The sequence below is a fragment of the Neisseria dentiae genome, assembly GCF_024580525.1.
Classification (GTDB): Bacteria; Pseudomonadota; Gammaproteobacteria; order Burkholderiales; family Neisseriaceae; genus Neisseria; species Neisseria dentiae_A.
The window spans coordinates 18,851-39,395 of the sequence record NZ_JANIKQ010000019.1 but is presented as its reverse complement, the minus strand read 5'-3'; the positions used below and the strand labels follow the sequence as shown (position 1 = coordinate 39,395).

Here is a 20,545-nt window from a genome sequence, read left to right as displayed (position 1 = left end):
GTTTTATCAAATTTAATATTTTGAAATAAAACGGTAAAAACAGGTTATCCACAGCAGTACCCGGGCTTCAAAATCAAAGTCTTTTTATTATTTAATAATTAAATCGTTATGCTTTCTTCCGCACTGTTTCACAAACGTGTAAACCCCGCTGCAAACATTGTTTAACCGCGCTTAATCGGTTAAAGTAAGCGGCTGCAATTCACAAACAAAAGGATTCCCGATGAAAGGCGATATCGGCGTAATCGGTTTGGCCGTAATGGGCCAAAACCTGATTCTCAACATGAACGACAAAGGTTTTAAAGTTGTCGCATTCAACCGCACCGTTTCCAAAGTAAACGATTTTCTCAACGGCGCAGCCAAAGGCACCAATGTTATCGGCGCAGATTCGCTGCAAGATTTGGTGAATAAACTCGAAAAACCCCGAAAAATCATGCTGATGGTGCGCGCAGGCAGTGTGGTGGACGATTTTATAGAGCAGCTCGTGCCGCTTTTGGAAGAAGGCGACATCATTATCGACGGCGGCAACGCCAACTACCCGGATTCCACCCGCCGCACCAAAGCGCTGGCCGAAAAAGGCATACGTTTCGTGGGTGCGGGCGTGTCGGGCGGCGAAGAAGGCGCGCGCAACGGCCCGTCGATTATGCCCGGCGGCAACGAAGAAGCCTGGCCGCACGTTAAACCCATATTGCAGGCGATTGCCGCCAAAACCCCGCAAGGCGAACCCTGCTGCGACTGGGTGGGCCGCGACGGCGCCGGCCATTTCGTTAAAATGGTGCACAACGGCATCGAATACGGCGATATGCAGCTTATCTGCGAAGCCTATCAGTTTATGAAAGACGGCTTGGGCTTGAGCTATCAGCAGATGCACGAAATTTTCAGCATCTGGAACCGCACCGAGCTGGATTCCTACCTGATTCAGATCACCGCCGACATTCTGGGCTTTAAAGACGAAAACGGCGAGCCGCTGGTAGAAAAAATCCTCGATACCGCCGGCCAGAAAGGCACGGGCAAATGGACGGGCATCAACGCCCTCGATTTGGGCATTCCGCTCACCCTGATTTCCGAAGCCGTGTTCGCCCGCTGTGTGTCGGCGTTTAAAGAGCAGCGCACCGAAGCCGCAGAGCTGTTCGGCAAAACCGTTAAAGCGGTGGAAGGCGACAAAGCCGAATGGGTGGAAGCCCTGCGCGAAGCCCTGCTGGCCTCGAAAATCATCTCTTACGCACAAGGCTTTATGCTGATACGCGAAGCCAGCGAAGTGAACGATTGGGCGCTCAACTACGGCCAAACCGCCCTGTTATGGCGCGAAGGCTGCATTATCCGCAGCGCGTTTTTGGGCAATATCCGCGATGCTTACGAAACCAACCCCGATTTGGTGTTCCTCGGCGCCGACCCCTATTTCAAACGCATTCTCGAACAATGCCTGCCCGCGTGGCGCAAAGTGGTGGCCAAAGCCATAGAATGCGGCATCCCCATGCCGTGCATGGCATCGGCACTGACCTTCCTCGACGGCTATACCAGTGCGCGCCTGCCCGCCAACCTGTTGCAGGCACAACGCGACTATTTCGGCGCCCACACCTACGAGCGCACCGACAAACCGCGCGGCGAGTTTTTCCACACCAATTGGACGGGCAAAGGCGGTGATACCGCTTCCACCACTTATGATATCTAAACCGGTGTAAAAGCCTGTTTCTGCAAAGGCCGTCTGAAAACATTCAGACGGCCTTTTGTTTTGTTCAACCCGAAACTTTCATAATTTTTCCTTTTCATTGTTTCTTATTAGGAAATGGTATTTCAATAAAAATAATATTTATTAGTTAATGTTAGCCGCCTAGAATACGTTTCATCGAGAGAGCAATGCTTCCCGATGTTATCCGTTAACTGCTTAAAGAATAGATTGAAAGGAACTTATCATGAAAAAAACCATGCTTGCTTTTGCTGCCGTTATTGCCGCCGCCGCTTCCGTTGCCGGTGCCGAAGGCACACCCTATACCGGTTTGGATCACAGCAACGATTCCGGTGAAATTATCGGTTTGAAAGAAGTGCAATACCAAGGCGTGAAACTCGCAGCCAAAGAAGACGACCGTGTGAAATTCGTTTATGAAAGCAACGAACCGAGCAAAGAAGGCAACAGCTACCGCAGCCTGGGCCGCCAAGAGAGCCGTTAAAGTGCTTGGTAACCATTTAAATTTGGCATAAAATTAGCAATATATTCTGTCGGTTTTACTGTTTCGGTATCAGTTTGCAAAATCATCTTCTTTAAGTTAAATCCGGCTGATGCCTCGTTATTTCAAATTTAAATAGTTAAGTTGAGGTTTTTAAAGGCCGTCTGAAAATATTCAGACGGCCTTTCATTGTGTTTAATATCACGGTATTTGCATCACATTTATCAGCCGTAGCAAAACCCGAATATAGCTTTTCCGTCCACCCCCTTATACAATAACGCCTTTGCACAAACCCTTTAACAATATGAAAAAATCCGCCGCCCCAAAATCTTTTGAAGAAGCCTTAAAACGCCTCGAAACGCTCACGCAGGCCATGCAGAGCAGCGAAATGCCGCTGGAAGACGCACTGGCCGCCTATCAGGAAGGCAACGAACTGGTGAAATACTGCCAAGCCAAACTGGCCGAAGTGGAACAAAAACTGCAAGTGCTGGATGCAGGCGAACTGAAGGAGCTGAATCTTGAGCAAAGCGAATGATTTGAAAGCGTGGCAGCAAAAAGCGCAGGCGCAGACCGAGCTTGTGCTCGAAAGGCTGATGCCGCCCGAACATATGGTGCCGCAAACCCTGCACCAAGCCATGCGTTACGTTACCCTCGGCGGCGGCAAACGCCTGCGCCCGCTGCTGGTGCTGGCCGCGTCGGAATTGGGCCAAGCCGACCAAACCGCGGTGGAGCACGCGATGGCGGCGGTGGAAATGATTCATGTGTATTCGCTGGTGCACGACGATATGCCCGCGATGGACAACGACAGTCTGCGCCGCGGCAAACCCACCTGCCATGTTCGATACGACGAAGCCACCGCGCTGTTAACCGGCGACGCGCTGCAAACGCTGGCGTTCGACGTGTTGAGCCGCCCCACCGGCCTGCCCGCCGCACGCCAGCTCAAGATGGTTGCCGCACTCGCGCAGGCTTCCGGCAGCCTCGGCATGGCGGGCGGCCAGGCCATCGATTTGGCCAACGTGGGCAAACCCATGAACCAAACCGAATTGGAGCAGATGCACGGCCTGAAAACCGGCGCCTTAATCCGCGCCGCCGTGGCACTCGGCGCGCTGGCCTGCCCCGATTTGGGCGATGACGATTTGCAGCGCTTAGACGGTTACGCCCGCAAACTCGGCTTGGCTTTCCAAGTGATAGACGACGTGCTCGATTGCGAAGCCGACACCGCCACGCTGGGCAAAACCGCCGGCAAAGACGCCGACAACGACAAACCCACTTATGTGAAACTGATGGGCTTGGAGCCTGCCCGCCGTTATGCGGAAGATTTGGTTGCCGAAGCGGTGGCCTTATTGGCGCCGTTCGGCGAAAAAGCCGGATATTTGCAGGCTTTGGCCGAATTTGTTACGGCGCGCAAGAATTAAGGTGTAGGAAAAGGTCGGGTTGTTTACACAACAGGTTGAGAAAAATAAGCCTGTAAAACCTCAAAAGGGGTGTCGCCTTTCAGGATCTTGTGGGGCTTGACGGTATTATAAAAGTTAACAAAACGACATAACTCTTTTTGCCGGTGTGCCGAATCCTTAAACGGATGCTTGTCATGCCACATTTCCATTAAGGTACGGATAACCCGCTCGGCTTTACCATTGGTTTGCGGCCGGGCAACACGGGTGAATTTTTGGCTTATGTTGTTTTGCACACAGGCAATGCCAAACGGGTGCCCCGCATTGCCGCGATATTCGACACCGTTGTCGGAATAGGCGCATTCGATGGTATAGGGACAACAATCTATCACATCGCGCAAAAGAAATTTGGCTGCGCCGGCTGCTGTACGGTCCGGCAATATTGCAGCATACGGCTCACGGGAAAAATCATCAATGGCAACAAACAGATAATCCCGAGGGTCGGTTGCTTTTTGGTTTTGTAGCAAAGGCAGCCGTTTGGTATCGAAATGAACCATTTCGCCGGGATAGGATTTGTTGTAACGCTTTGCCTGTTTTTTGAGTTTCTCTTCGATTTCCCGCTCAACTTTAGCCAGGCGTTTCATGCCGTATTTGGCTTGTTTAAAGCGGTTGTTGGTGCTTTTTTGCGGGGTGGGCAGCCGCAATCGGGCTGCTTTGAGTATGCGGTAAATCGTTACTCTGCTGACACGGTATTGTTGTGCCAACGAAGTTACACTGATTTTGTCTTGTGTATAAGCGCGCCAAACGGCCCGGCAGTTATGCGGGGTTAGCCGGGTATTTTTATGGATGTTCATGCAGTATTGTCTTTCAAATACTGTAAACAACGCTAGCTTTTCCTACAATTGAGGCCGTCTGAAACCGATTTGCAAAACTTTCAGACGGCCTCAATTGCCGTTACAATCGTGCTTGAATGATTTGCCGAACGGAACGCCGCCATGCAAGAAGAAATGTCCGACAAATACGAACAGGCCACGGCTTTTTTGAAGCTGCTGGCCAACACCAACCGCCTGGCCGTGTTGTGCAGCCTGCAAGACACGCGCCGCAACGTTACCGAGCTGGCCGAAATGACCGGCCTGCCTCAGGCGGCGATGTCGAACCAGCTTGCGCTGCTGCGCGAAGCGGGGCTGATTAATTGCGAAGTGAAACACCGCGAGCGTTTGTATTACATCGCCGACCCGCGGGTAAACGAAACCATCGCGCTGCTGTATTCGTTTTTCTGCGCCGAAGACGAAGAGGGCGGCGAAGGGGATTGGGATAAGGTGTTGTAGTTTTATAAGTATTTGATATTTTAAATAAATAATGCCGTCTGAAAAATATTTTTCAGACGGCCTGTTTTTTATGTAACGCAGATGTTTAAACTGCTGGTATAACTTACCAAAAGTTCCGCCTTTCATTATCCGCCGGCCAATCAAGCCGCGGTGGGCAGGCGGTGGAAGGCGGCGGGCAGGTCTTCGTCGTCGGCGAATTCCACCCATTCGTAGGCGGTTTCGTCGGCCAAAACCGCGCGCAGCAGGGCGTTGTTGATGGCGTGGCCGGATTTGTAGCCTTCAAACGCACCGATAATCGGGTGGCCGACGATGTATAAGTCGCCGATGGCATCGAGGATTTTATGGCGCACGAATTCGTCGGGATAGCGCAGCCCTTCGGGGTTGAGCACGTCGGTATCGTCGATTACGATGGCGTTGGAAAGGTTGCCGCCCAGGCCGAGGTTGTGCGAGCGCATCAGCTCCACTTCCTGCATAAAGCCGAAAGTGCGCGCGCGGGCGATTTCGTCGATATAGGATTTGCCGGCGAAGTCGATTTCAAACGTGGGGCTGCTGCGGTTGAACACGGGGTGGTCGAATTCGATGGTGAGCGTTACTTTAAAACCGTTGTAGGGCGTGAAGCGTACCCATTTGCCGGTTTCTTTCACTTCCACCGGTTTTAAAATCTTTAAGAAGCGTTTTTGCGCTTTTTGATCGACGATGCCCGCATCTTGCAGCAGATAGATGAAAGGCAGGCTGGAGCCGTCCATAATCGGGATTTCGGGCGCGTTCAGCTCGATTAATGCGTTATCGACGCCGTAAGCGGCCAATGCCGACATAATGTGCTCGATGGTGCCCACGCGCACGCCCAAATCGGTTACCACGGTGGACGATAAACGGGTGTCGTTAATCAGGTAGGGGTTGAGCGCAATCACTTCGCCCTGCCCGCCGCTCAAATCGGTGCGGCGGAACGAAATACCGCTGTTTTCGGGCGCGGGGTGGAGCGTGAGCGCCACGCGTTCGCCGGAATGCAGGCCGACGCCGGTTACGCTGACGGGCTTTGCCAGGGTTCTTTGCAGCATAGGTTTGCCTTTCACAAAATACGTTTCGGATAATACGATAAAACAGAACTGCCGACATAATATTTTTAATAGTATTTACTTATCGTTATCTTGCATGGCCCGTCTGAAAAAATGTGGGCGTTTAGCCGTTTATCCACAGTTTGAAAGATTATTTCAGTTTTATCCTTATTGATTTCGGATTTATACCGTTTTGCCCCACAACTTCAATTAACCCTATATCAATGTTTTAAAAACATAAACCGAGTTATCCACAAGATGGGGCGGTTTTCTTCAAAATAATCTTTTTATATTTTAAATCAGATTATTAAAATTTTTCAGACGGCCTTTATCCGCCGCTTACTTAATTTAAATCAGATTTTGTGTAGTTTTATGAAAGTAGTGCTAGGTAGTAATTTTATTTCATGGTAAAAAGTGCCCAATCAAGCAATCAACCCGAAACCTATTGTTTTAAGGAGCAAATCGAAATGAGCATTAAAGTTGCGATTAACGGCTTCGGCCGCATCGGCCGTCTGGCTTTGCGCCAAATCATCAAAGCCGAAGGCATCGAAGTAGTGGCGGTAAACGACTTAACGCCCGCCGATATGCTGCTGCACCTGTTTAAATACGACAGCACCCAAGGCCGTTTCGAGGGCACCGCCGAGCTGAAAGACAACGCCATCGTGGTGGCCGGCAAAGAAATCAAAGTGTTCGCCAACCCCAACCCCGAAGAGCTGCCGTGGGGCGAATTGGGTGTGGACGTGGTGCTGGAATGCACCGGCTTCTTCACCAAAAAAGACAAAGCCGAAGCCCATATCCGCGCCGGCGCCAAAAAAGTGGTGATTTCCGCACCCGGCGGCAATGATGTGAAAACCGTGGTTTACGGCGTGAACGAAAACATTCTCGACGGCAGCGAAACCGTGATTTCCGCCGCTTCGTGCACCACCAACTGCCTGGCGCCGATGGCCGCCGTGCTGCAAAAACAATTCGGCGTGGTCGAAGGCCTGATGACCACCATCCACGCCTACACCGGCGACCAAAACACGCTGGACGCGCCGCACCGCAAAGGCGATTTCCGCCGCGCCCGCGCTGCCGCGCTCAACATCGTGCCCAACAGCACCGGCGCCGCCAAAGCCATCGGTTTGGTGATTCCCGAGCTTAACGGCAAACTCGACGGCTCCGCCCAGCGCGTGCCCGTGGCCACCGGTTCGCTGACCGAGCTGGTTACCGTGCTCGAGAAAACCGTTACCGTTGAAGAAATCAACGCCGCTATGAAAGCCGCGCAGAGCGAGTCTTACGGCTACACCGAAGACCAAATCGTGTCTTCCGACGTTATCGGTTTGGAAGCCGGCTCATTGTTCGACGCAACCCAAACCCGCGTGATGACCGTGGGCGACAAACAACTGGTGAAAACCGTGGCTTGGTACGACAACGAAATGTCGTACACCTGCCAGCTGGTGCGCACTTTGGAATATTTCGCCAAACTGATTAAGTAATTTTACTACTTAATTAACTTGGTGTTTTACGCTTCACAATAATCAAACCAAAATAAAGCAGGCCGTCTGAAATGTTTCAGACGGCCTTTTGTTTGGTTTTGTCGGGCTGGTGTTTGCCGTTTAATCTAATCTTGAGTCATCCGAGCCATACTCGGTCTTGCAGGCAGATTATTCCCTCTCCCGTGGGAGGGGGCGGGTTTTAACCAACCGTTTTTCGGGAAGTTTGAGTATTTCAGACGGCCAAACCGCCGTTATCCGATTCTTTTAAACGGCGGCAGGCAGGCGAGCATTTGGCGGCCGTAGTTTTGGGTTTTGACGCGGTTGTCGAGTATGGTTACGCGGCCGTAGTCGCTTTCGGTGCGGATGAGGCGGCCGACTGCCTGAATCAGTTTGATGCTGGCTTCGGGCACGGTGATTTCGATAAAGGGGTTGCCGCCGCGCTGCTCGATCCAGCGGTTTTGGGTTTTTTCGACGGGATTGTCGGGCATCGCAAACGGCAGTTTGGCGATAATCACCTGCACGCAGGCTAAGCCGGGCAGGTCCAGCCCCTCGGCGAAACTGTCCAACCCGAAAATAATGCTGGCGCGCCCTTCGCTGATGGCCTGGTGGTGTTTTTGCAGCAGCGTCGCCTTGGGCAGCTCGCCCTGCACCAACAGCAGCGGCAGATAGGCTTCGGGCAGGCGCAGGGCCACTTCCTGCATTTGTTTGCGTGAAGAAAACAGCACCAGTGTGCCGATGGCTTCTTCGGTGGAAACCAGTTTGGGCAGCCATTCGACGATGGCGGCGGTGTGGGCGGCGGGGTCTTTGGGGCTGGCGTGCACGGGCGGGATATACAGCTCGCCCTGTGCGTCGAAATCAAACGGGCTTTGCAGGGCGAGCGTGGTGGTTTCGGGCAGCCATTGCAGGCCGGTTTGGCGCAGAATCAGGCTGAAGCTGCCCAAGGATTGCAATGTGGCGGAAGTGAGCACGGCGCCGGCGGCGCGCCGCCACAGGTTGTTGGCCAGATGGGAGGCGCTGCTGATGGGGCTGGCGTGGAAGATGTAGTCGTTTTTGTCGTCGAGGCGGCGGGTAATCCATTTGGCCAGGGGCTCTTCGCCTTCGGCGGGCACGGTGGCGAGCAAATCCCAAGCGGCGGTGATTTGCTCGATGCGGGCGCGGAACACGCCGAATTCGCTGCTCAAGCGGTCGATTTGGGCGCTGTTTTGGTCTTTGTCGCGGCGGGCAGCGGCCAAAGCGTCGTTGAGGCTGTTGGCATGTTTGTAGAGGCTGCGGGCGGCAACGGCGGTGTTGGATACGGTGAGTTCCAACGCTTCGGGGATTTTGCCGTCCTGCCACAGCCACACCGATTCGTTGTTTTCAGACGGCCTTAATTCTGGCTCTTCGGAAAGGTGGAACTGCCATTCGTGCAGGCTTTCGAGCAGGGCGGCGGCGGCTTCGTCGGCCAAGTTCGCCAGCTCGGCTTTGTCGGTGAGCGCGGCGATTTTGTCGGTAACGGCGGGGAGTTTTTCCAGCGCCCACACGGCTTGGTTCCACGAGTGCTCGGCGGCGAACTGGCTGAGGGCTTTTTTGGGCAGGTGGTGCGCTTCGTCGATGCAGTAAAAGCTGTTTTCGGGCGCGGGCAGAATCACGCCGCCGCCCATGCCGATATCGACCATCAGCAAATCGTGGTTGGCCACTACTACGTCCACATTTTCAAGCGTATCGCGCGCGAGGTAAAACGGGCATTCGGCCCGGTTGGGGCAGGCGGCTTTGAGGCAGCCGTAGTTGTCGTTATTTACCTTCATCCACACCGCATCGTCGATTTTTTCCGGCCAGGTGTCGCGGTCGCCGTTGAAGCGGCGGGCGGCGAATTCGTCGGCCATATCGCGCAAGAGCTTCAATTCTTCGGGCTTGGGTTTGCTGTCCCACAGCACGGCGGGGGCTTCGAAGCCGAGCAGGTTTTGCTGGGCGTTGCTTTGGGTAAGCTGGTAGAGTTTGTAGGGGCACAGATAGCGGCCACGCCCTTTGGCGAGTGCGAAAGTCAGCTCCAAACCGCTTTTGGCCACCAAAAACGGCAAATCGCGGTTAACCAGCTGTTCCTGCAAGGCCACCGTTGCGCTCGACACAATCAGCCGTTTGCCGCGCGTTTGCGCCATGATGCCGCCGGCCAGCAGATAGGCCAGGCTTTTGCCCACGCCGGTAGGGCCTTCCACCACCACAATGCTTTCGCCCTCGCGCTTGGGCGCTTCTTCGCCTTCGGCGCGGGTTTGGCTGCGCGAAAAGGCGTTGGCGATGGCCGCAATCATTTCCCGCTGCGCGGCTCTCGGGCGGAACTGCGGCAGGTTTTGCGAAATGGCGCGGTAGTGGTCGCGGATGGCGTTTTTTTCTAAATCGGTGAGCATAAAGGCCGTTTGGATAAGGCGGGTTGGGCGGGAAACCGCTATTTTAGCATTTATCTGTGTAAAGGCCGTCTGAAAAGGTTTTTCAGACGGCTTGGATAATCCTGTAAAATAATTTTTTTTTCTGCCTGCCCGATTTTATGCCCGACACCGCCCAAATCACCGCCAGCTACGGCCGCCGTTTTATCGTGCGCACGCCGGCCGGCGCCGTTTTCGATGCCACCACCCGTAAAAAACGGGTGGATTTTGCCTGCGGCGATTGGGTGCGCATCAGCCCCGTCAACAGCGAGCAGGCGGTAATCGAAGATTATCTGCCGCGCCAAAGCCTGCTCTACCGGCAGGACGCTTGGAAAACCAAGCTGATTGCCGCCAATGTGGACAAGCTGTTTATCGTAACCGCCGCCGTGCCCGCCCCCAACGAGCTGCTGCAACGGGCGCTGCTGGCGGCGGAAGCGGCGGGCATCGGCGCTGTGGTGGTGGCGAATAAGGCCGACCTGCCCGAAACGGCGGCTTGGCGTGAAAAATTAAGTTTTTACGAATCATTGGGTTATCCCGTTATCGAAACCTGCGCACTTGATAACGCTAACAACCTCAGGCCGCTGATGCAGGGGCACACCAATATTTTTCTGGGGCAGAGCGGCATGGGAAAATCCACCCTCACCAATGCGCTGTTGGGCAGCGATGCCGCGCGTGTGGGCGAAATTTCCACCGCGCTCGATTCGGGCAAACACACCACAACACATGCCCAATTGTATGATTTGAATGAAGAAACCAAGCTGATTGATTCGCCCGGCCTGCAAGAGTTCGGCCTGCACCATCTGGACGCGGCGCAATTGCTGCGCTATTTCCCCGACCTGCACCATCTGGCGGGGCAATGCCGCTTCCACAACTGCACCCACCGCGCCGAGCCGGGCTGCGCCGTGAAAAGCGCCGCCGAAGCGGGCGAAATCCGCGAAGCGCGGCTGGCGTTTTTACAGCGGATTACTGACGAGCTGCTGCGTTAGGGCTTGAAGGAGGTTTGGCGGGGCCTTTGTAAAATCTGTTCAGGCCGAAACCTTTGCAAAATTCATTCAGGCCGTCTGAAATTCAGTTTTCAGACGGCCTTTGGCAAAGGTTTTTTTATTTTGTTTGGTTGTGCGTCTGCCCGCCGGCCGGCATATTTATTTCCCAACTTTAAAATCAAGCGGTGCGGGTGTGTAACCGGTTCCGGTATTTCGGTTTCGAAATTTTAAATCCAGTTTTTTTCAACCAATGATTTTTTAATCTGTGCGTAAACCACCGGCGCGGCAATCAACCCGGCCAAGCCGAAAGCGGCTTCCATCAGCAGCATGGCAATCAGCAGCTCCCAAGCGGCGGCTTTGATTTTGTGGCCGATGATGTGTGCGTTCAAAAAATATTCCAGTTTGTGTATGCCCACCAACCATGCCAGCGAAAACAGGGTCAGCCCCAAACCGTGGCTGAGGCTGAGGATAACGATAAAGGCATTGGAAATCAGGTTGCCGACAACGGGAAGCAGCCCGGCGGCGAAAGTCAGCACAATCAGCGCGCCCGCCATCGGCAGCGGCTTGCCGATCAGAGGCAGCACGGCCAGCAGATACAAGGCGGTTAGCGCGGTATTGATGGCGGAAATGCGGATTTGGGCGAAAAATACATTGCCGAAGCTGGCGGTCAGGCCGTCGAATTCCTGCCGCAGGCGAGCGGCCAGCGGTTTGGCTGCGGGCGGTGTTTGTGCGGGAATCTGCACGGCGGCGATAACGCCGATAATCATGCCCGCCGCAATATGGCCGATTTCGCGCAAGGTGTGTATGCCGGCGGTTTGGAATTGCACGGAATGGTCTTTGAGTGCTTGCGATGCGGCGGTTTTCAGGTTTTCCACCGAAGCGGGGATATGCTGTGCCAACGCAGCCGGCAGTTTGGCGTGCAGTTGGTCGAGAATAACGGCGGCCTGCAACAAAAGGCTGTCGGCTGTTTGCGCATTGCTTCTGTCTTCCAGCCAAGCACCCAGTGCATACAATAACAGGGCGGATGTCGCTAAAACGGCGCATACGCTGATCCAAACATGGCTGCGCCGCCGGCCATATCGGTTATCCAAACGCTTTTCCAGAATCCGTATGCCGCTGTACACCATCAAGAATGCAAACAGCGCGGCCGTCAGCTTCAGCAGCAATACCGGCAGCCATAAAAGCAATACACCCGCCAACGCGGCGGCAACAGCATTGAAACTGATGGTTATGTTTTGATTCATAAAACGGGGCCGTTCATTACAAAAGTTTATTATTACCTAATTGGTTTCTAAATCTACCGACGTATCTTTCGCTTCAAGACAGAAAAAACGGGCGTTTCGGCAGGTTTTCGGATTTTAAACCGAAAAGGCCGCTGAGGTTCCCCTTTTAGTCTGCCTGTATTCCCTCTTTTATTATGAATATCGAAAAGGAAACCAACCATGTTGAAATCTAGAAAATTCACCGCTTTAACCGCTGCCGTTGTATTGGCTACCACAACCGTTGCCGCGCTGGCCGCTGGCGGCACGCTTTCAGCCAAAGACAGCGCCTTACAGCAAAGCCGCTTTAATGCCGTACAGGCGGTTGATATTGCCGTTCAGAAAGTAGGCGGTGCCGCAGAAAGCGTGGATTTCAAACACAAAAACGGCAGCAGCTATTTTGAGGTGGACGTTATCGCTGGCAACCAAAAGCATGAAGTGAAAATCGATGCTGCCAGCGGCCAGGTGTTGGGCAGCAAAGCAGAAAATGATGGCGACGGTGATTCCGCACAGTTACAGCAGGCCGGTGTTTCGCTGCGCCAAGCCGTCAGCGCTGCGGTGGCCAAAACCGGCGGAGTGGCTAAAGAGGCCGAATGGGAAAACGAAAACGGCCAATCCTATTACAAAGTGGAAACGATTGCCAACGGCCAAGAGTACGATGTGAAAATCGATGCCCAAAACGGTTCGGTGATGTCGGCGCAGATTGATCGGGACGACGGGCACGAACGCAGCCAAACCAAAGGTTAAGCAGAAACATAGTCAATCAACCTAAGAAAAAGCACATACGTCATACTCGGGCTTGGCCCGAGTGTTACTAAGTGAAACGGTTTGGCTATATCAGGCCGTCTGAAAAGATACTTTCAGACGGCCTGATATAGCCTTGTTATGTTATTTGGCTGTTTTCAGATTCAGATGATAAACCGCCAAACCCAGCACCAGCCCCCAGAATGCGCTGCCTATACCCAAGAGCGTCATGCCCGATGCGGAAGCCAGCAGCGTTACCAATGCCGCTTCGCGCGAGCTTTCGTGCTGCCAGGCGGCGGCGAGGTTGGCTTGCAGGGTGCCGAATACGGCGATGCCGGCCAGCGCCGCCATCAGTTCGGCGGGCAGGGCGGTGAACATGGCCACGGTTACGCCGCCGGCAGCGGCCACCAGCAAGTAAATCACGCCCAGCAGCACGGTGGCCAGATAGCGCCGCTCGGGTTTTTTATCCACATCGCTGCCCATGCAGATGGAGGCGCTGATGGCGGCTAAATTCACCATAAATGCGCCGAATGGGGCGGCCAGAAACGAAGCGGCGGCGCTGCTTTCCACCAGCGGGCGGGCGGGGGTTTGGTAGCCGTAGCTGCGCAAAATAGCCATGCCCGGCACGTTTTGCGTGGCCAGTGAAGCGATAAACAGCGGCACGGCCACGCTGACGATATGCCCCAAATGCAGCCCGGGGCTAACCCATTCCAACACGGGGTTGCGCCAAACCAGCCGCGACCAGTCGATCAGCCCCGCCCATGCCGCATAGCCGAAGCCCGCTGCCAGCATCAGCAAAATGCTGTAACGCGGCAGGCGGATTTTGGTTAAGAAAAACACCGCCAGCATAATCAGCACCAGAGCCGTTTGGCTGCCCATGGCGCCGAACACGCGGCTGCCGAAGTTAATCAATATGCCCGCCAGCATCGCGGCCGCCAGCGGGGCGGGAATCATACGCACCAGTCGGTCGAACCAGCCGAACGCCGACACCAGCCACATCGCCGCCGCCGCCGCCATAAAGCCCGCCACCGCATCGTTCAGCATGATGCCTTCCAGGCCCGCCAGCACCGCCGCGCCGGGCGTGCACCAGGCAATCATCACGGGTGTTTTGTAGCGCAGGCTCAGGCCCAAGGTAAGCACGCCGCACACCAGCGCCAGCGCGGTAAACCACGACACAACTTGCGCGGGCGACGCGCCGAAAGCCAGCGCGGCTTGGTAAATAATCACCGCGCTGCTGCCGTAAGACACCAAAAATGCGGCAACGGCGGCGGCAAAATGGGAAGCGGAAAAATCGGTAAGCCTGAGCATAACAAAGCGGCGGTTGTCGGACGAGATACGTTTATAACATAAGCGCAGCCGTGATTGGCAGATTGAAACCTTTGCAAAATTCTTTTAGGCCGTCTGAAACATCCGATTATCGCCATACCCGGGTATGGCGGCAGTCAGCCGTTTCAGACGGCCGCACCGCACGGCGTTTGAAAAATCGTTGGAAAATGCAAACGGCGGCCTGGCGCTTGTTTGATAAGTTTATGAAAAATAGACCGTTGCCCGTTATAATACGCGGCTTTTCCACATATTTTCATTCTGGCTACACGCCCTTACAGGATATCCGTTATTTATGGCTTCACACCCGCACACACAACTTCCCTGGTGGTCGCTCGCGCTCCCCGTTTTGGCCTGGGCACTTTATTTCATCGGCATTAAAGACAGCGGCTGGCTGCAAATCGGCGGCGGCGTTTTGCTGATCGGCAGCGTGCTCTCGGCGGTGCACCACGCCGAAGTGGTGGCGCACAAAGTCGGCGAACCTTTCGGCACGATTATTCTGGCGCTGGCGATTACCGTTATCGAAGTGGCGCTGATTGTGTCGCTGATGGTGGCCGGCGGCGACAATGCCGCCTATCTCGCGCGCGACACGGTTTTTGCTGCGATTATGCTGATTTTAAACGGTATTTTGGGCGGCTGCCTGCTAATCGGCGGCCTGAAGCACCGAGAACAGTTTTTCGGCCAGAAATCGGCCACCACCGCGCTGGTTACGCTGGTGGCCATTCTCACGCTCACGCTGGTGTTGCCCAATTTCACCACCAGCACCGAAGGCCCCACCTACAACGCTGCGCAGCTCGTATTTGTGGCCGTTGCCTCACTAGTGCTTTACAGCTCGTTTATCATGGTGCAAACCATACGCCACCGCGATTATTTTCTTGCCGACGACGACGACCAAAGCCACCATGCCGAGCCGCCTTCGGCCAAAGTGGCACTCACCAGTTTGGCGTTTTTGATTGTCTGCCTGGGCATCGTGGTGCTGTTGGCCAAAGCGCTCTCGCCTGCCGTTGAAGCCATTGTGGCCGACTTGGGCGCGCCCAAAGCCTTGGTGGGCGTGATTATCGCCGCCGTGGTGCTCTTGCCCGAAGGTTTGGCCGCGCTCAAGGCCGCCCGCCGCAACCGCCTGCAAACCAGCATCAACTTGGCTTTGGGTTCGGCGCTCGCCAGCATCGGCCTGACCATTCCCGCCGTGGTGATTGTGTGCCTGCTGTTCGACATCAATATGGTTTTGGGTTTGGACTTGAAATCTATGGTGCTTTTGGCGCTTTCGGTTTTTACCGTGATGCTCTCGCTCAACCACGGCCGCACCAATATGCTCTACGGCGTGGTGCTGCTCACGAGTTTGGCGGCGTATGTGTTCACCGTGATTGTGCCGTAAACGCTCCGCTTCTTCGGGTAATAAGCAAAGGCCGTCTGAAAACTTTTCAGACGGCCTTTGCCATTAACGGGCTGGTCAGGAAATCCGCTCGATTTTCGCGCCCACTTGGCCGAGCTTGGTTTCGATGTGCTCGTAGCCGCGGTCGAGGTGGTAGATGCGTTCGACGATGGTTTCGCCGTCGGCCACCAAACCGGCCATCACCAGGCTGGCCGAGGCGCGCAGGTCGGTGGCCATCACGGTGGCACCGGAAAGTTTTTCCACGCCTTTCACAACGGCGGTGTTGCCTTCCGCCGTGATGTTGGCGCCCATGCGGTTGAGTTCGGGAACGTGCATAAAGCGGTTTTCAAAAATGGTTTCCACCACTTTGCCCGTGCCTTCGGCCACGGCGTTGACGGCCATAAACTGCGCCTGCATATCGGTGGGGAAACCGGGGTGGACGACGGTGCGGATGTCCACCGCTTTGGGGCGTTGGCGCATATCGATGGAAATCCAGTCGTCGCCCGCTTCGATAATGGCGCCGGCTTCCACGAGTTTGTCGAGCACCGCTTCCATGGTTTTCGGCGCGGCGTTTCTCAACACCACTTTGCCGCCGGTCATCGCCACCGCGCACAAAAACGTGCCCGCTTCGATGCGGTCGGGCACCACGCTGTGCTCGCAGCCGTGCAGCTCTTTCACGCCTTCCACCGTCATCACCGAAGTGCCGATGCCGCTGATTTTCGCACCCATTTTGACCAGGCATTCGGCCAAATCCACCACTTCCGGCTCGATGGCGCAGTTTTCCAAAACGGTGGTGCCTTCAGCCAAAGTGGCGGCCATCAGCAGGTTTTCGGTGCCGCCCACGGTTACCACGTCCATTACCACGCGCGCGCCTTTCAGACGGCCTTTGGCTTTCACGTAGCCGTGTTCGATGGTGATTTCGGCGCCCATCGCCTCCAGCCCTTTCAGGTGTTGGTCGACGGGGCGCGAGCCGATGGCGCAGCCGCCGGGCAGGCTCACCTGCGCTTCGCCGAAGCGGGCGAGCGTGGGGCCGAGCACCAGAATCGAGGCGCGCATGGTTTTCACCAGTTCGTAAGGGGCGACGGTGTTGTTGACGGTGCCGCCGTTGATTTCGAATTCGTGCACATTGTCGGTGAGCACGCGTGCGCCCATGCCTTGCAGCAGTTTCTGGGTGGTTTTCACGTCGCGCAGCATGGGCACGTTTTTCAGGCGCAGGGTGCCGGCGGTTAACAGGCCGGCGCACATCAGCGGCAGCGCGGCGTTTTTGGCGCCGGAAACGGTGATTTCGCCGTTTAACGGGCCGTTGGCGGAAATTTTGAGTTTGTCCACAGTGGTTCTTTCGGTAAACGCAGGCTTTCGGGCGGCCTGCGGGTTGTGTTGCGGTAAACGGGCGATTATAAAAGATTTTACCAAACTTGGGCTTGGGGCTTTGAACAAAATTTCAGACGGCCTCGGCGGGGGTTTAGCGGAGATTTATTTGAGACCCATATCGAACTTTAAATAATAATAGTTGTAATTACGTAATTAAAATGTGATAAATTGAAACAATTCTTTCTTTGGCCGGCATCCGCCGCCCCGTATTTTCATTTTTCCCATCCTGTTTTCCAGAAAGGCCGACCATGTTTGCCAAACCTCGTTCCACCCTGTTCGTCCTTACTGCTGCCCTTGCTTTGGGAGTGGCTTCCGTTTATGCGAAACCTGTCGAAATCACCGACACCGCAACCAACCCCAATGTCCATTAAGCCGAGTTTTATTTCAGCAAATATTTCAAGCGGCCGCAGCCAAATCAAAAACCCTATCGGCCGATTCAACGGTTTCTTTCCGGTGTGCCGCCATGATTTTGGTAAGCGGTAAATTCTTCAGATAGGCATTGACTGCTTTTTCATTGGCGATATCCAAATGGCTGGTGGCTTCGTCGAGAAACAGGATTTTCGGATTTTGATACAAGGCGCGAGCCAACACGATGCGTTGTTTTTGGCCGCCCGAAAGTGCGCTGCCCATATCACCGATTAAGGTTTCATAACCCATGGGCATGGCGGAAATTTCATCGTGTATCATCGCCATACGGGCACACCGTTCGATTTCTTCACGGTTGGACATTTCATCAAAAAAGCTGATGTTGTCTGCAATCGATCCGGCAAACAAAACATCGTTTTGCCGCACCACCGCACTCAAGCTTCGGATAAAGCGTGGCGGCAGGCGGTAGATGTCGTGGCCGTTGATCAAAACTTTACCCGATTCAGGTTTGAGGTTGCCGCATAAAATATCCAAAAGCGTTGACTTGCCGCAACCTGACCGGCCAACCAAAGCCAGCGACTCTCCCGGCTTGACGGTTAAATTCACGTTTTGCAGCACATAAGGTTCATTTTCGGCATAGCGAAACGACACGTTTTCCAAGCGGACTTCGATGTCGCCCTCAAGATTGGGAATACCGGTGTCGGGTGTGTGTTCGCTTTCCGTTTCGGTTAACACGATATCGGCCAAACGTTCACCGTGCAGCGACAGCATTTTTACTTGCACAAACTGGTTAATCAACGAACCGATACGGCTTTCAAACTGGTTTTTATAGGCCAAAAAAGCCATAAATACGCCTACGGTAAACAAACCGTCCAAAATATCTAGCGCCCCCAAATACACAATCAAGATATTGGCGGCACCAAACAACAGTGTATTGGCGAAGCCAAACCAAATGCCCAACTTTTGTACTGTCAGCCCCGTATTGACCGTGTCGGCAAACAAGCCCATCCATGTACCGTGTCGTTGCGTGCTTTTGCCGAATTGCTTTACTGTTTGTACGCCGCGTATGGTTTCCATAAAATAAGTGCTCTGTTTGGCGGCGTGTACAATATTTTCTTCCGTGGCGCGGCGCAGAGGATAATAAGCAGCCCAACGAATTAAAATATAAATCAACAGCGTAACCAACACGACCGCAGTCAGTTTTGGGCTGTACACCAACATTAGTGTAAGCGTAAACACTGCCATCAAACTGTTGAGAACCAACACGAAAAAAGTTGATGTGAGCGTATTTTGAATACTGTCTGCCGCACCGAAACGGGACACCACATCACCCAGATGCCGCTTGGTGAAATAATCGGTCGGCAAATCCAGCAGGCGTTTGAAAATATTCGATTTCCACTGCATACTCAAGGTTGTGGCAAAATACATTCCTACCCAAGACTGAAGCAAAGACACCGCCTGCTGCACCAGTATTAACAAGCCGAAGCCCAAAGCCAGCGTTACCAGCAGATTACGGTCGGCAGTTACAACCACATGGTCGATAACCCACTGCATAAAAAACGGCGAAACCAGCGCAAACACTTCCATTGCTACCGCCAAGAGTAACAGTTGCACCAGCGAGCGGCGCAGTCCCGTAATCCCCTTCAGCATGGATAGAATTTTAATCTGTTGTTCGTTGCTCTTTTCCTCAAACTGCGTATTCGGCCATATCTCCAAGGCCACGCCGGTAAATTTGCGCGATACCTCTGTCATCTTCACTTTGCGCAAGCCAGTTGCCGGATCCATCACCACGATATGCTCGGCCGCTACCGATTTCAACACCACAAAATGATTCAGATCCCAATGCAGGATACAGGGCAGGCGCAGATTGCCCAGTTCGTCCAATTCCAAACGCAGCGCACGCGAAGTTAAATTCATATCGTCACCGAAGCGCACAATATCCGCCATATTCGCTCCTTTAAGTGAAAGCGCATATTTCTGCCGCAGCGTGCGTAAATTGGTATAAAAACCGTGATAACGCAATATAGAAACCAAACAGGCCAAGCCGCATTCGGCGATTTCGGTTTGCAATACGACGGGAAGTTTTCGGGTGAAACCGAAGGAGAGGTGGTTTAAATAATCCATTGTTCAGGCTCGATTAGTCAGACAGAGATTACAGAAAGGCCGTCTGAAAGGCTTTCAGACGGCCTTTATCAGATTGCTTTTTTGTTATCCAAACTTGTGTCGGTTAAAAATCAAGAGGTGTTTTTATCCGCACAAACCTTATATAACTTTCCTCCAATGTAAGCTCCTAAGCAGACAAGGATTAAAAAAGCAACGAACTTATTGAAATTAATATCGGCATCCTTGATGAATAAAAAATAAATCAGTGCCCCTGAAAAATACCCCAAGAGCCTGAATATTGTTAATTTCTTCATCTTCGTACTCCTTTTTTATTGTCTTGCAGGGTTAAAATGAACAGAAGGCCGTCTGAAAGGCTTCAGACGGCCTTTATCAGGTTGCTTTTTTGTTATCCAAACTTGTGTCGGTTAAAAATCAAGAGGCATTTTTATCCGCACAAACTTTATATAACTTTTCTCCAATGTAAGTTCCTAAGCTGGAAAGGATTAAAAAAGCAAGGAACTTATTGAAATTAATATCGGCATCCTTGATGAATAAAAAATAAATCAGCATACCCGATAAACAACCCAACATCCTGAAGGTTGGCAGTTTCTTCATCATTCCTCCTTTATCTAATCTGCCGGAATATTTCCGTTTCTGATTTCCGCATCGATTTGATTTTTGTAATCCTCGCCCATTTGGTTATAGTCTCTGGTTTCAATATAGTGTCCTATAGCAGATCCGCCAAGGATACCGGCTGCACCAAGTTCGCTACCAAGAGCACCGCCAATAGATAGCTCGGTCATTTCCTGCTCCTTTGGTTTTTGAAAAAGTTACATAAAAAAAATGAAAAAATAAAAACAAAGAATGTTATTAAATAAACAAAAATCTTATAAGATTCTTTACCGGTAAAATATTCCGATAGATAAATATTAGATAATAAGGGAGTTAATAAGCTCATCAATACAGGCAATACCAGTGGGGAAATTTCTTTTCTGTTTGATTTTCCATAACAAACCTTTAAAGCAAGTGGAGATAAGAGAAGCGTTGCCAGCACAATAACCGCCATGCTTACCATCTGATAATAATCCTCGGAAATGAAAGGCTTGATTAAAAACCGTACAAGAAGCGCAGACACAGTAAAAACAAATATAGGAATGAGTTTTTTTGCTGTATCGAAATTTTTCACTTTTGATAAAAATTTCATTTTTACTCCTGGT

General features: G+C 53.0%; 20 protein-coding genes. 9 read left to right on the top strand and 11 right to left on the bottom strand.

Going from position 1 to position 20,545, the window contains the following annotated elements; all coding sequences use genetic code 11:
* The first annotated feature begins 220 nt into the window (after positions 1-220).
* From gnd to NQ012_RS10825, 4 genes are all read left to right on the top strand, one after another.
* A complete protein-coding gene (gene gnd / locus NQ012_RS10840; RefSeq protein WP_257067605.1) occupies positions 221-1,669 on the top strand; it encodes a decarboxylating NADP(+)-dependent phosphogluconate dehydrogenase in 1,449 nt (482 codons plus the stop codon).
* Between the two features lie 241 nt (positions 1,670-1,910).
* The gene (locus NQ012_RS10835; RefSeq protein ID WP_257067604.1) at positions 1,911-2,165 is read left to right on the top strand and encodes a hypothetical protein; all 255 of its coding nucleotides are present in this window, start codon (positions 1,911-1,913) and stop codon (positions 2,163-2,165) included.
* 301 nt (positions 2,166-2,466) lie between these two features.
* A complete protein-coding gene (locus NQ012_RS10830) occupies positions 2,467-2,697 on the top strand; it encodes an exodeoxyribonuclease VII small subunit (protein ID WP_257067603.1) in 231 nt (76 codons plus the stop codon).
* Positions 2,681-3,577 carry a polyprenyl synthetase family protein gene (locus tag NQ012_RS10825; RefSeq protein ID WP_257067602.1) on the top strand — a complete coding sequence of 299 codons (897 nt, stop codon included), beginning with the start codon at positions 2,681-2,683 and terminating at the stop codon, positions 3,575-3,577. Before NQ012_RS10830 ends, NQ012_RS10825 begins: the two co-directional genes overlap by 17 nt.
* A 23-nt stretch (positions 3,578-3,600) precedes the next feature.
* On the opposite strand, the gene NQ012_RS10820 is transcribed toward NQ012_RS10825, so the two are convergent.
* A complete protein-coding gene (locus tag NQ012_RS10820; protein WP_257067601.1) occupies positions 3,601-4,407 on the bottom strand; it encodes an integrase core domain-containing protein in 807 nt (268 codons plus the stop codon).
* Positions 4,408-4,548: 141 nt separating this feature from the next.
* Between NQ012_RS10820 and NQ012_RS10815 the strand changes: the two genes are divergently transcribed.
* The gene (locus NQ012_RS10815) at positions 4,549-4,881 is read left to right on the top strand and encodes an ArsR/SmtB family transcription factor (protein ID WP_085365298.1); all 333 of its coding nucleotides are present in this window, start codon (positions 4,549-4,551) and stop codon (positions 4,879-4,881) included.
* Between the two features lie 140 nt (positions 4,882-5,021).
* Here the strand turns inward: NQ012_RS10815 and lpxC are convergent, their stop codons facing one another.
* Entirely contained in the window at positions 5,022-5,939 is a 918-nt protein-coding gene (gene lpxC / locus NQ012_RS10810; protein ID WP_257067600.1) for a UDP-3-O-acyl-N-acetylglucosamine deacetylase, read from the bottom strand.
* A 464-nt stretch (positions 5,940-6,403) separates the two neighbouring features.
* On the opposite strand from lpxC, the gene gap reads away from it, so the two are divergent.
* A complete protein-coding gene (gap, locus tag NQ012_RS10805) occupies positions 6,404-7,411 on the top strand; it encodes a type I glyceraldehyde-3-phosphate dehydrogenase (RefSeq protein ID WP_257067599.1) in 1,008 nt (335 codons plus the stop codon).
* 251 nt (positions 7,412-7,662) lie between these two features.
* On the opposite strand, the gene dinG is transcribed toward gap, so the two are convergent.
* The gene (dinG, locus tag NQ012_RS10800) at positions 7,663-9,792 is read right to left on the bottom strand and encodes an ATP-dependent DNA helicase DinG (protein ID WP_257067598.1); all 2,130 of its coding nucleotides are present in this window, start codon (positions 9,790-9,792) and stop codon (positions 7,663-7,665) included.
* Between the two features lie 137 nt (positions 9,793-9,929).
* Between dinG and rsgA the strand changes: the two genes are divergently transcribed.
* Complete coding sequence (gene rsgA / locus NQ012_RS10795; protein WP_257067597.1) at positions 9,930-10,793, top strand: ribosome small subunit-dependent GTPase A; 864 nt, start codon at positions 9,930-9,932, stop codon at positions 10,791-10,793.
* Between the two features lie 224 nt (positions 10,794-11,017).
* Here rsgA and NQ012_RS10790 read toward each other — a convergent pair whose 3' ends face one another.
* A complete protein-coding gene (locus NQ012_RS10790; protein WP_257067596.1) occupies positions 11,018-12,034 on the bottom strand; it encodes an AI-2E family transporter in 1,017 nt (338 codons plus the stop codon).
* A 198-nt stretch (positions 12,035-12,232) separates the two neighbouring features.
* On the opposite strand from NQ012_RS10790, the gene NQ012_RS10785 reads away from it, so the two are divergent.
* On the top strand, positions 12,233-12,796 hold the full coding sequence (locus NQ012_RS10785; RefSeq protein ID WP_257067595.1) for a PepSY domain-containing protein: 564 nt from the start codon (positions 12,233-12,235) through the stop codon (positions 12,794-12,796).
* 141 nt (positions 12,797-12,937) lie between these two features.
* On the opposite strand, the gene NQ012_RS10780 is transcribed toward NQ012_RS10785, so the two are convergent.
* Complete coding sequence (locus NQ012_RS10780; protein WP_257067594.1) at positions 12,938-14,101, bottom strand: benzoate/H(+) symporter BenE family transporter; 1,164 nt, start codon at positions 14,099-14,101, stop codon at positions 12,938-12,940.
* A 310-nt stretch (positions 14,102-14,411) separates the two neighbouring features.
* On the opposite strand from NQ012_RS10780, the gene NQ012_RS10775 reads away from it, so the two are divergent.
* Positions 14,412-15,491 carry a calcium:proton antiporter gene (locus NQ012_RS10775; protein ID WP_257067593.1) on the top strand — a complete coding sequence of 360 codons (1,080 nt, stop codon included), beginning with the start codon at positions 14,412-14,414 and terminating at the stop codon, positions 15,489-15,491.
* Positions 15,492-15,566: 75 nt separating this feature from the next.
* Here NQ012_RS10775 and murA read toward each other — a convergent pair whose 3' ends face one another.
* The 6 genes from murA to NQ012_RS10745 all read right to left on the bottom strand — a co-directional run bounded on the left by murA (position 15,567) and on the right by NQ012_RS10745 (position 20,532).
* Positions 15,567-16,817: a UDP-N-acetylglucosamine 1-carboxyvinyltransferase gene (gene murA / locus NQ012_RS10770; protein ID WP_257067592.1), complete on the bottom strand. Its 1,251-nt coding sequence runs from the start codon at positions 16,815-16,817 to the stop codon at positions 15,567-15,569.
* 438 nt (positions 16,818-17,255) lie between these two features.
* Positions 17,256-19,349: a peptidase domain-containing ABC transporter gene (locus tag NQ012_RS10765; protein WP_257067591.1), complete on the bottom strand. Its 2,094-nt coding sequence runs from the start codon at positions 19,347-19,349 to the stop codon at positions 17,256-17,258.
* A gap of 110 nt (positions 19,350-19,459) precedes the next feature.
* Entirely contained in the window at positions 19,460-19,642 is a 183-nt protein-coding gene (locus NQ012_RS10760) for a hypothetical protein (RefSeq protein WP_257067590.1), read from the bottom strand.
* 118 nt (positions 19,643-19,760) lie between these two features.
* The gene (locus NQ012_RS10755) at positions 19,761-19,946 is read right to left on the bottom strand and encodes a hypothetical protein (RefSeq protein ID WP_257067589.1); all 186 of its coding nucleotides are present in this window, start codon (positions 19,944-19,946) and stop codon (positions 19,761-19,763) included.
* A gap of 11 nt (positions 19,947-19,957) precedes the next feature.
* Entirely contained in the window at positions 19,958-20,131 is a 174-nt protein-coding gene (locus NQ012_RS10750; protein ID WP_257067588.1) for a hypothetical protein, read from the bottom strand.
* The gene (locus NQ012_RS10745; RefSeq protein ID WP_257067587.1) at positions 20,128-20,532 is read right to left on the bottom strand and encodes a hypothetical protein; all 405 of its coding nucleotides are present in this window, start codon (positions 20,530-20,532) and stop codon (positions 20,128-20,130) included. Before NQ012_RS10745 ends, NQ012_RS10750 begins: the two co-directional genes overlap by 4 nt.
* Positions 20,533-20,545: the final 13 nt, after the last annotated feature.

Excerpts from the sequence above, each read along its gene's own strand:
- gnd (WP_257067605.1), top strand. The coding sequence starts at position 221 with ATGAAAGGCGATATCGGCGTAATCGGTTTGGCCGTAATGGGCCAAAAC.
- NQ012_RS10835 (WP_257067604.1), top strand. The coding sequence starts at position 1,911 with ATGAAAAAAACCATGCTTGCTTTTGCTGCCGTTATTGCCGCCGCCGCT.
- NQ012_RS10830 (WP_257067603.1), top strand. The coding sequence starts at position 2,467 with ATGAAAAAATCCGCCGCCCCAAAATCTTTTGAAGAAGCCTTAAAACGC.
- NQ012_RS10820 (WP_257067601.1), bottom strand. The coding sequence starts at position 4,407 with ATGAACATCCATAAAAATACCCGGCTAACCCCGCATAACTGCCGGGCC.
- NQ012_RS10815 (WP_085365298.1), top strand. The coding sequence starts at position 4,549 with ATGCAAGAAGAAATGTCCGACAAATACGAACAGGCCACGGCTTTTTTG.
- lpxC (WP_257067600.1), bottom strand. The coding sequence starts at position 5,939 with ATGCTGCAAAGAACCCTGGCAAAGCCCGTCAGCGTAACCGGCGTCGGC.
- gap (WP_257067599.1), top strand. The coding sequence starts at position 6,404 with ATGAGCATTAAAGTTGCGATTAACGGCTTCGGCCGCATCGGCCGTCTG.
- dinG (WP_257067598.1), bottom strand. The coding sequence starts at position 9,792 with ATGCTCACCGATTTAGAAAAAAACGCCATCCGCGACCACTACCGCGCC.
- rsgA (WP_257067597.1), top strand. The coding sequence starts at position 9,930 with ATGCCCGACACCGCCCAAATCACCGCCAGCTACGGCCGCCGTTTTATC.
- NQ012_RS10790 (WP_257067596.1), bottom strand. The coding sequence starts at position 12,034 with ATGAATCAAAACATAACCATCAGTTTCAATGCTGTTGCCGCCGCGTTG.
- NQ012_RS10785 (WP_257067595.1), top strand. The coding sequence starts at position 12,233 with ATGTTGAAATCTAGAAAATTCACCGCTTTAACCGCTGCCGTTGTATTG.
- NQ012_RS10780 (WP_257067594.1), bottom strand. The coding sequence starts at position 14,101 with ATGCTCAGGCTTACCGATTTTTCCGCTTCCCATTTTGCCGCCGCCGTT.
- NQ012_RS10775 (WP_257067593.1), top strand. The coding sequence starts at position 14,412 with ATGGCTTCACACCCGCACACACAACTTCCCTGGTGGTCGCTCGCGCTC.
- NQ012_RS10765 (WP_257067591.1), bottom strand. The coding sequence starts at position 19,349 with ATGGATTATTTAAACCACCTCTCCTTCGGTTTCACCCGAAAACTTCCC.
- NQ012_RS10760 (WP_257067590.1), bottom strand. The coding sequence starts at position 19,642 with ATGAAGAAATTAACAATATTCAGGCTCTTGGGGTATTTTTCAGGGGCA.
- NQ012_RS10755 (WP_257067589.1), bottom strand. The coding sequence starts at position 19,946 with ATGATGAAGAAACTGCCAACCTTCAGGATGTTGGGTTGTTTATCGGGT.
- NQ012_RS10750 (WP_257067588.1), bottom strand. The coding sequence starts at position 20,131 with ATGACCGAGCTATCTATTGGCGGTGCTCTTGGTAGCGAACTTGGTGCA.
- NQ012_RS10745 (WP_257067587.1), bottom strand. The coding sequence starts at position 20,532 with ATGAAATTTTTATCAAAAGTGAAAAATTTCGATACAGCAAAAAAACTC.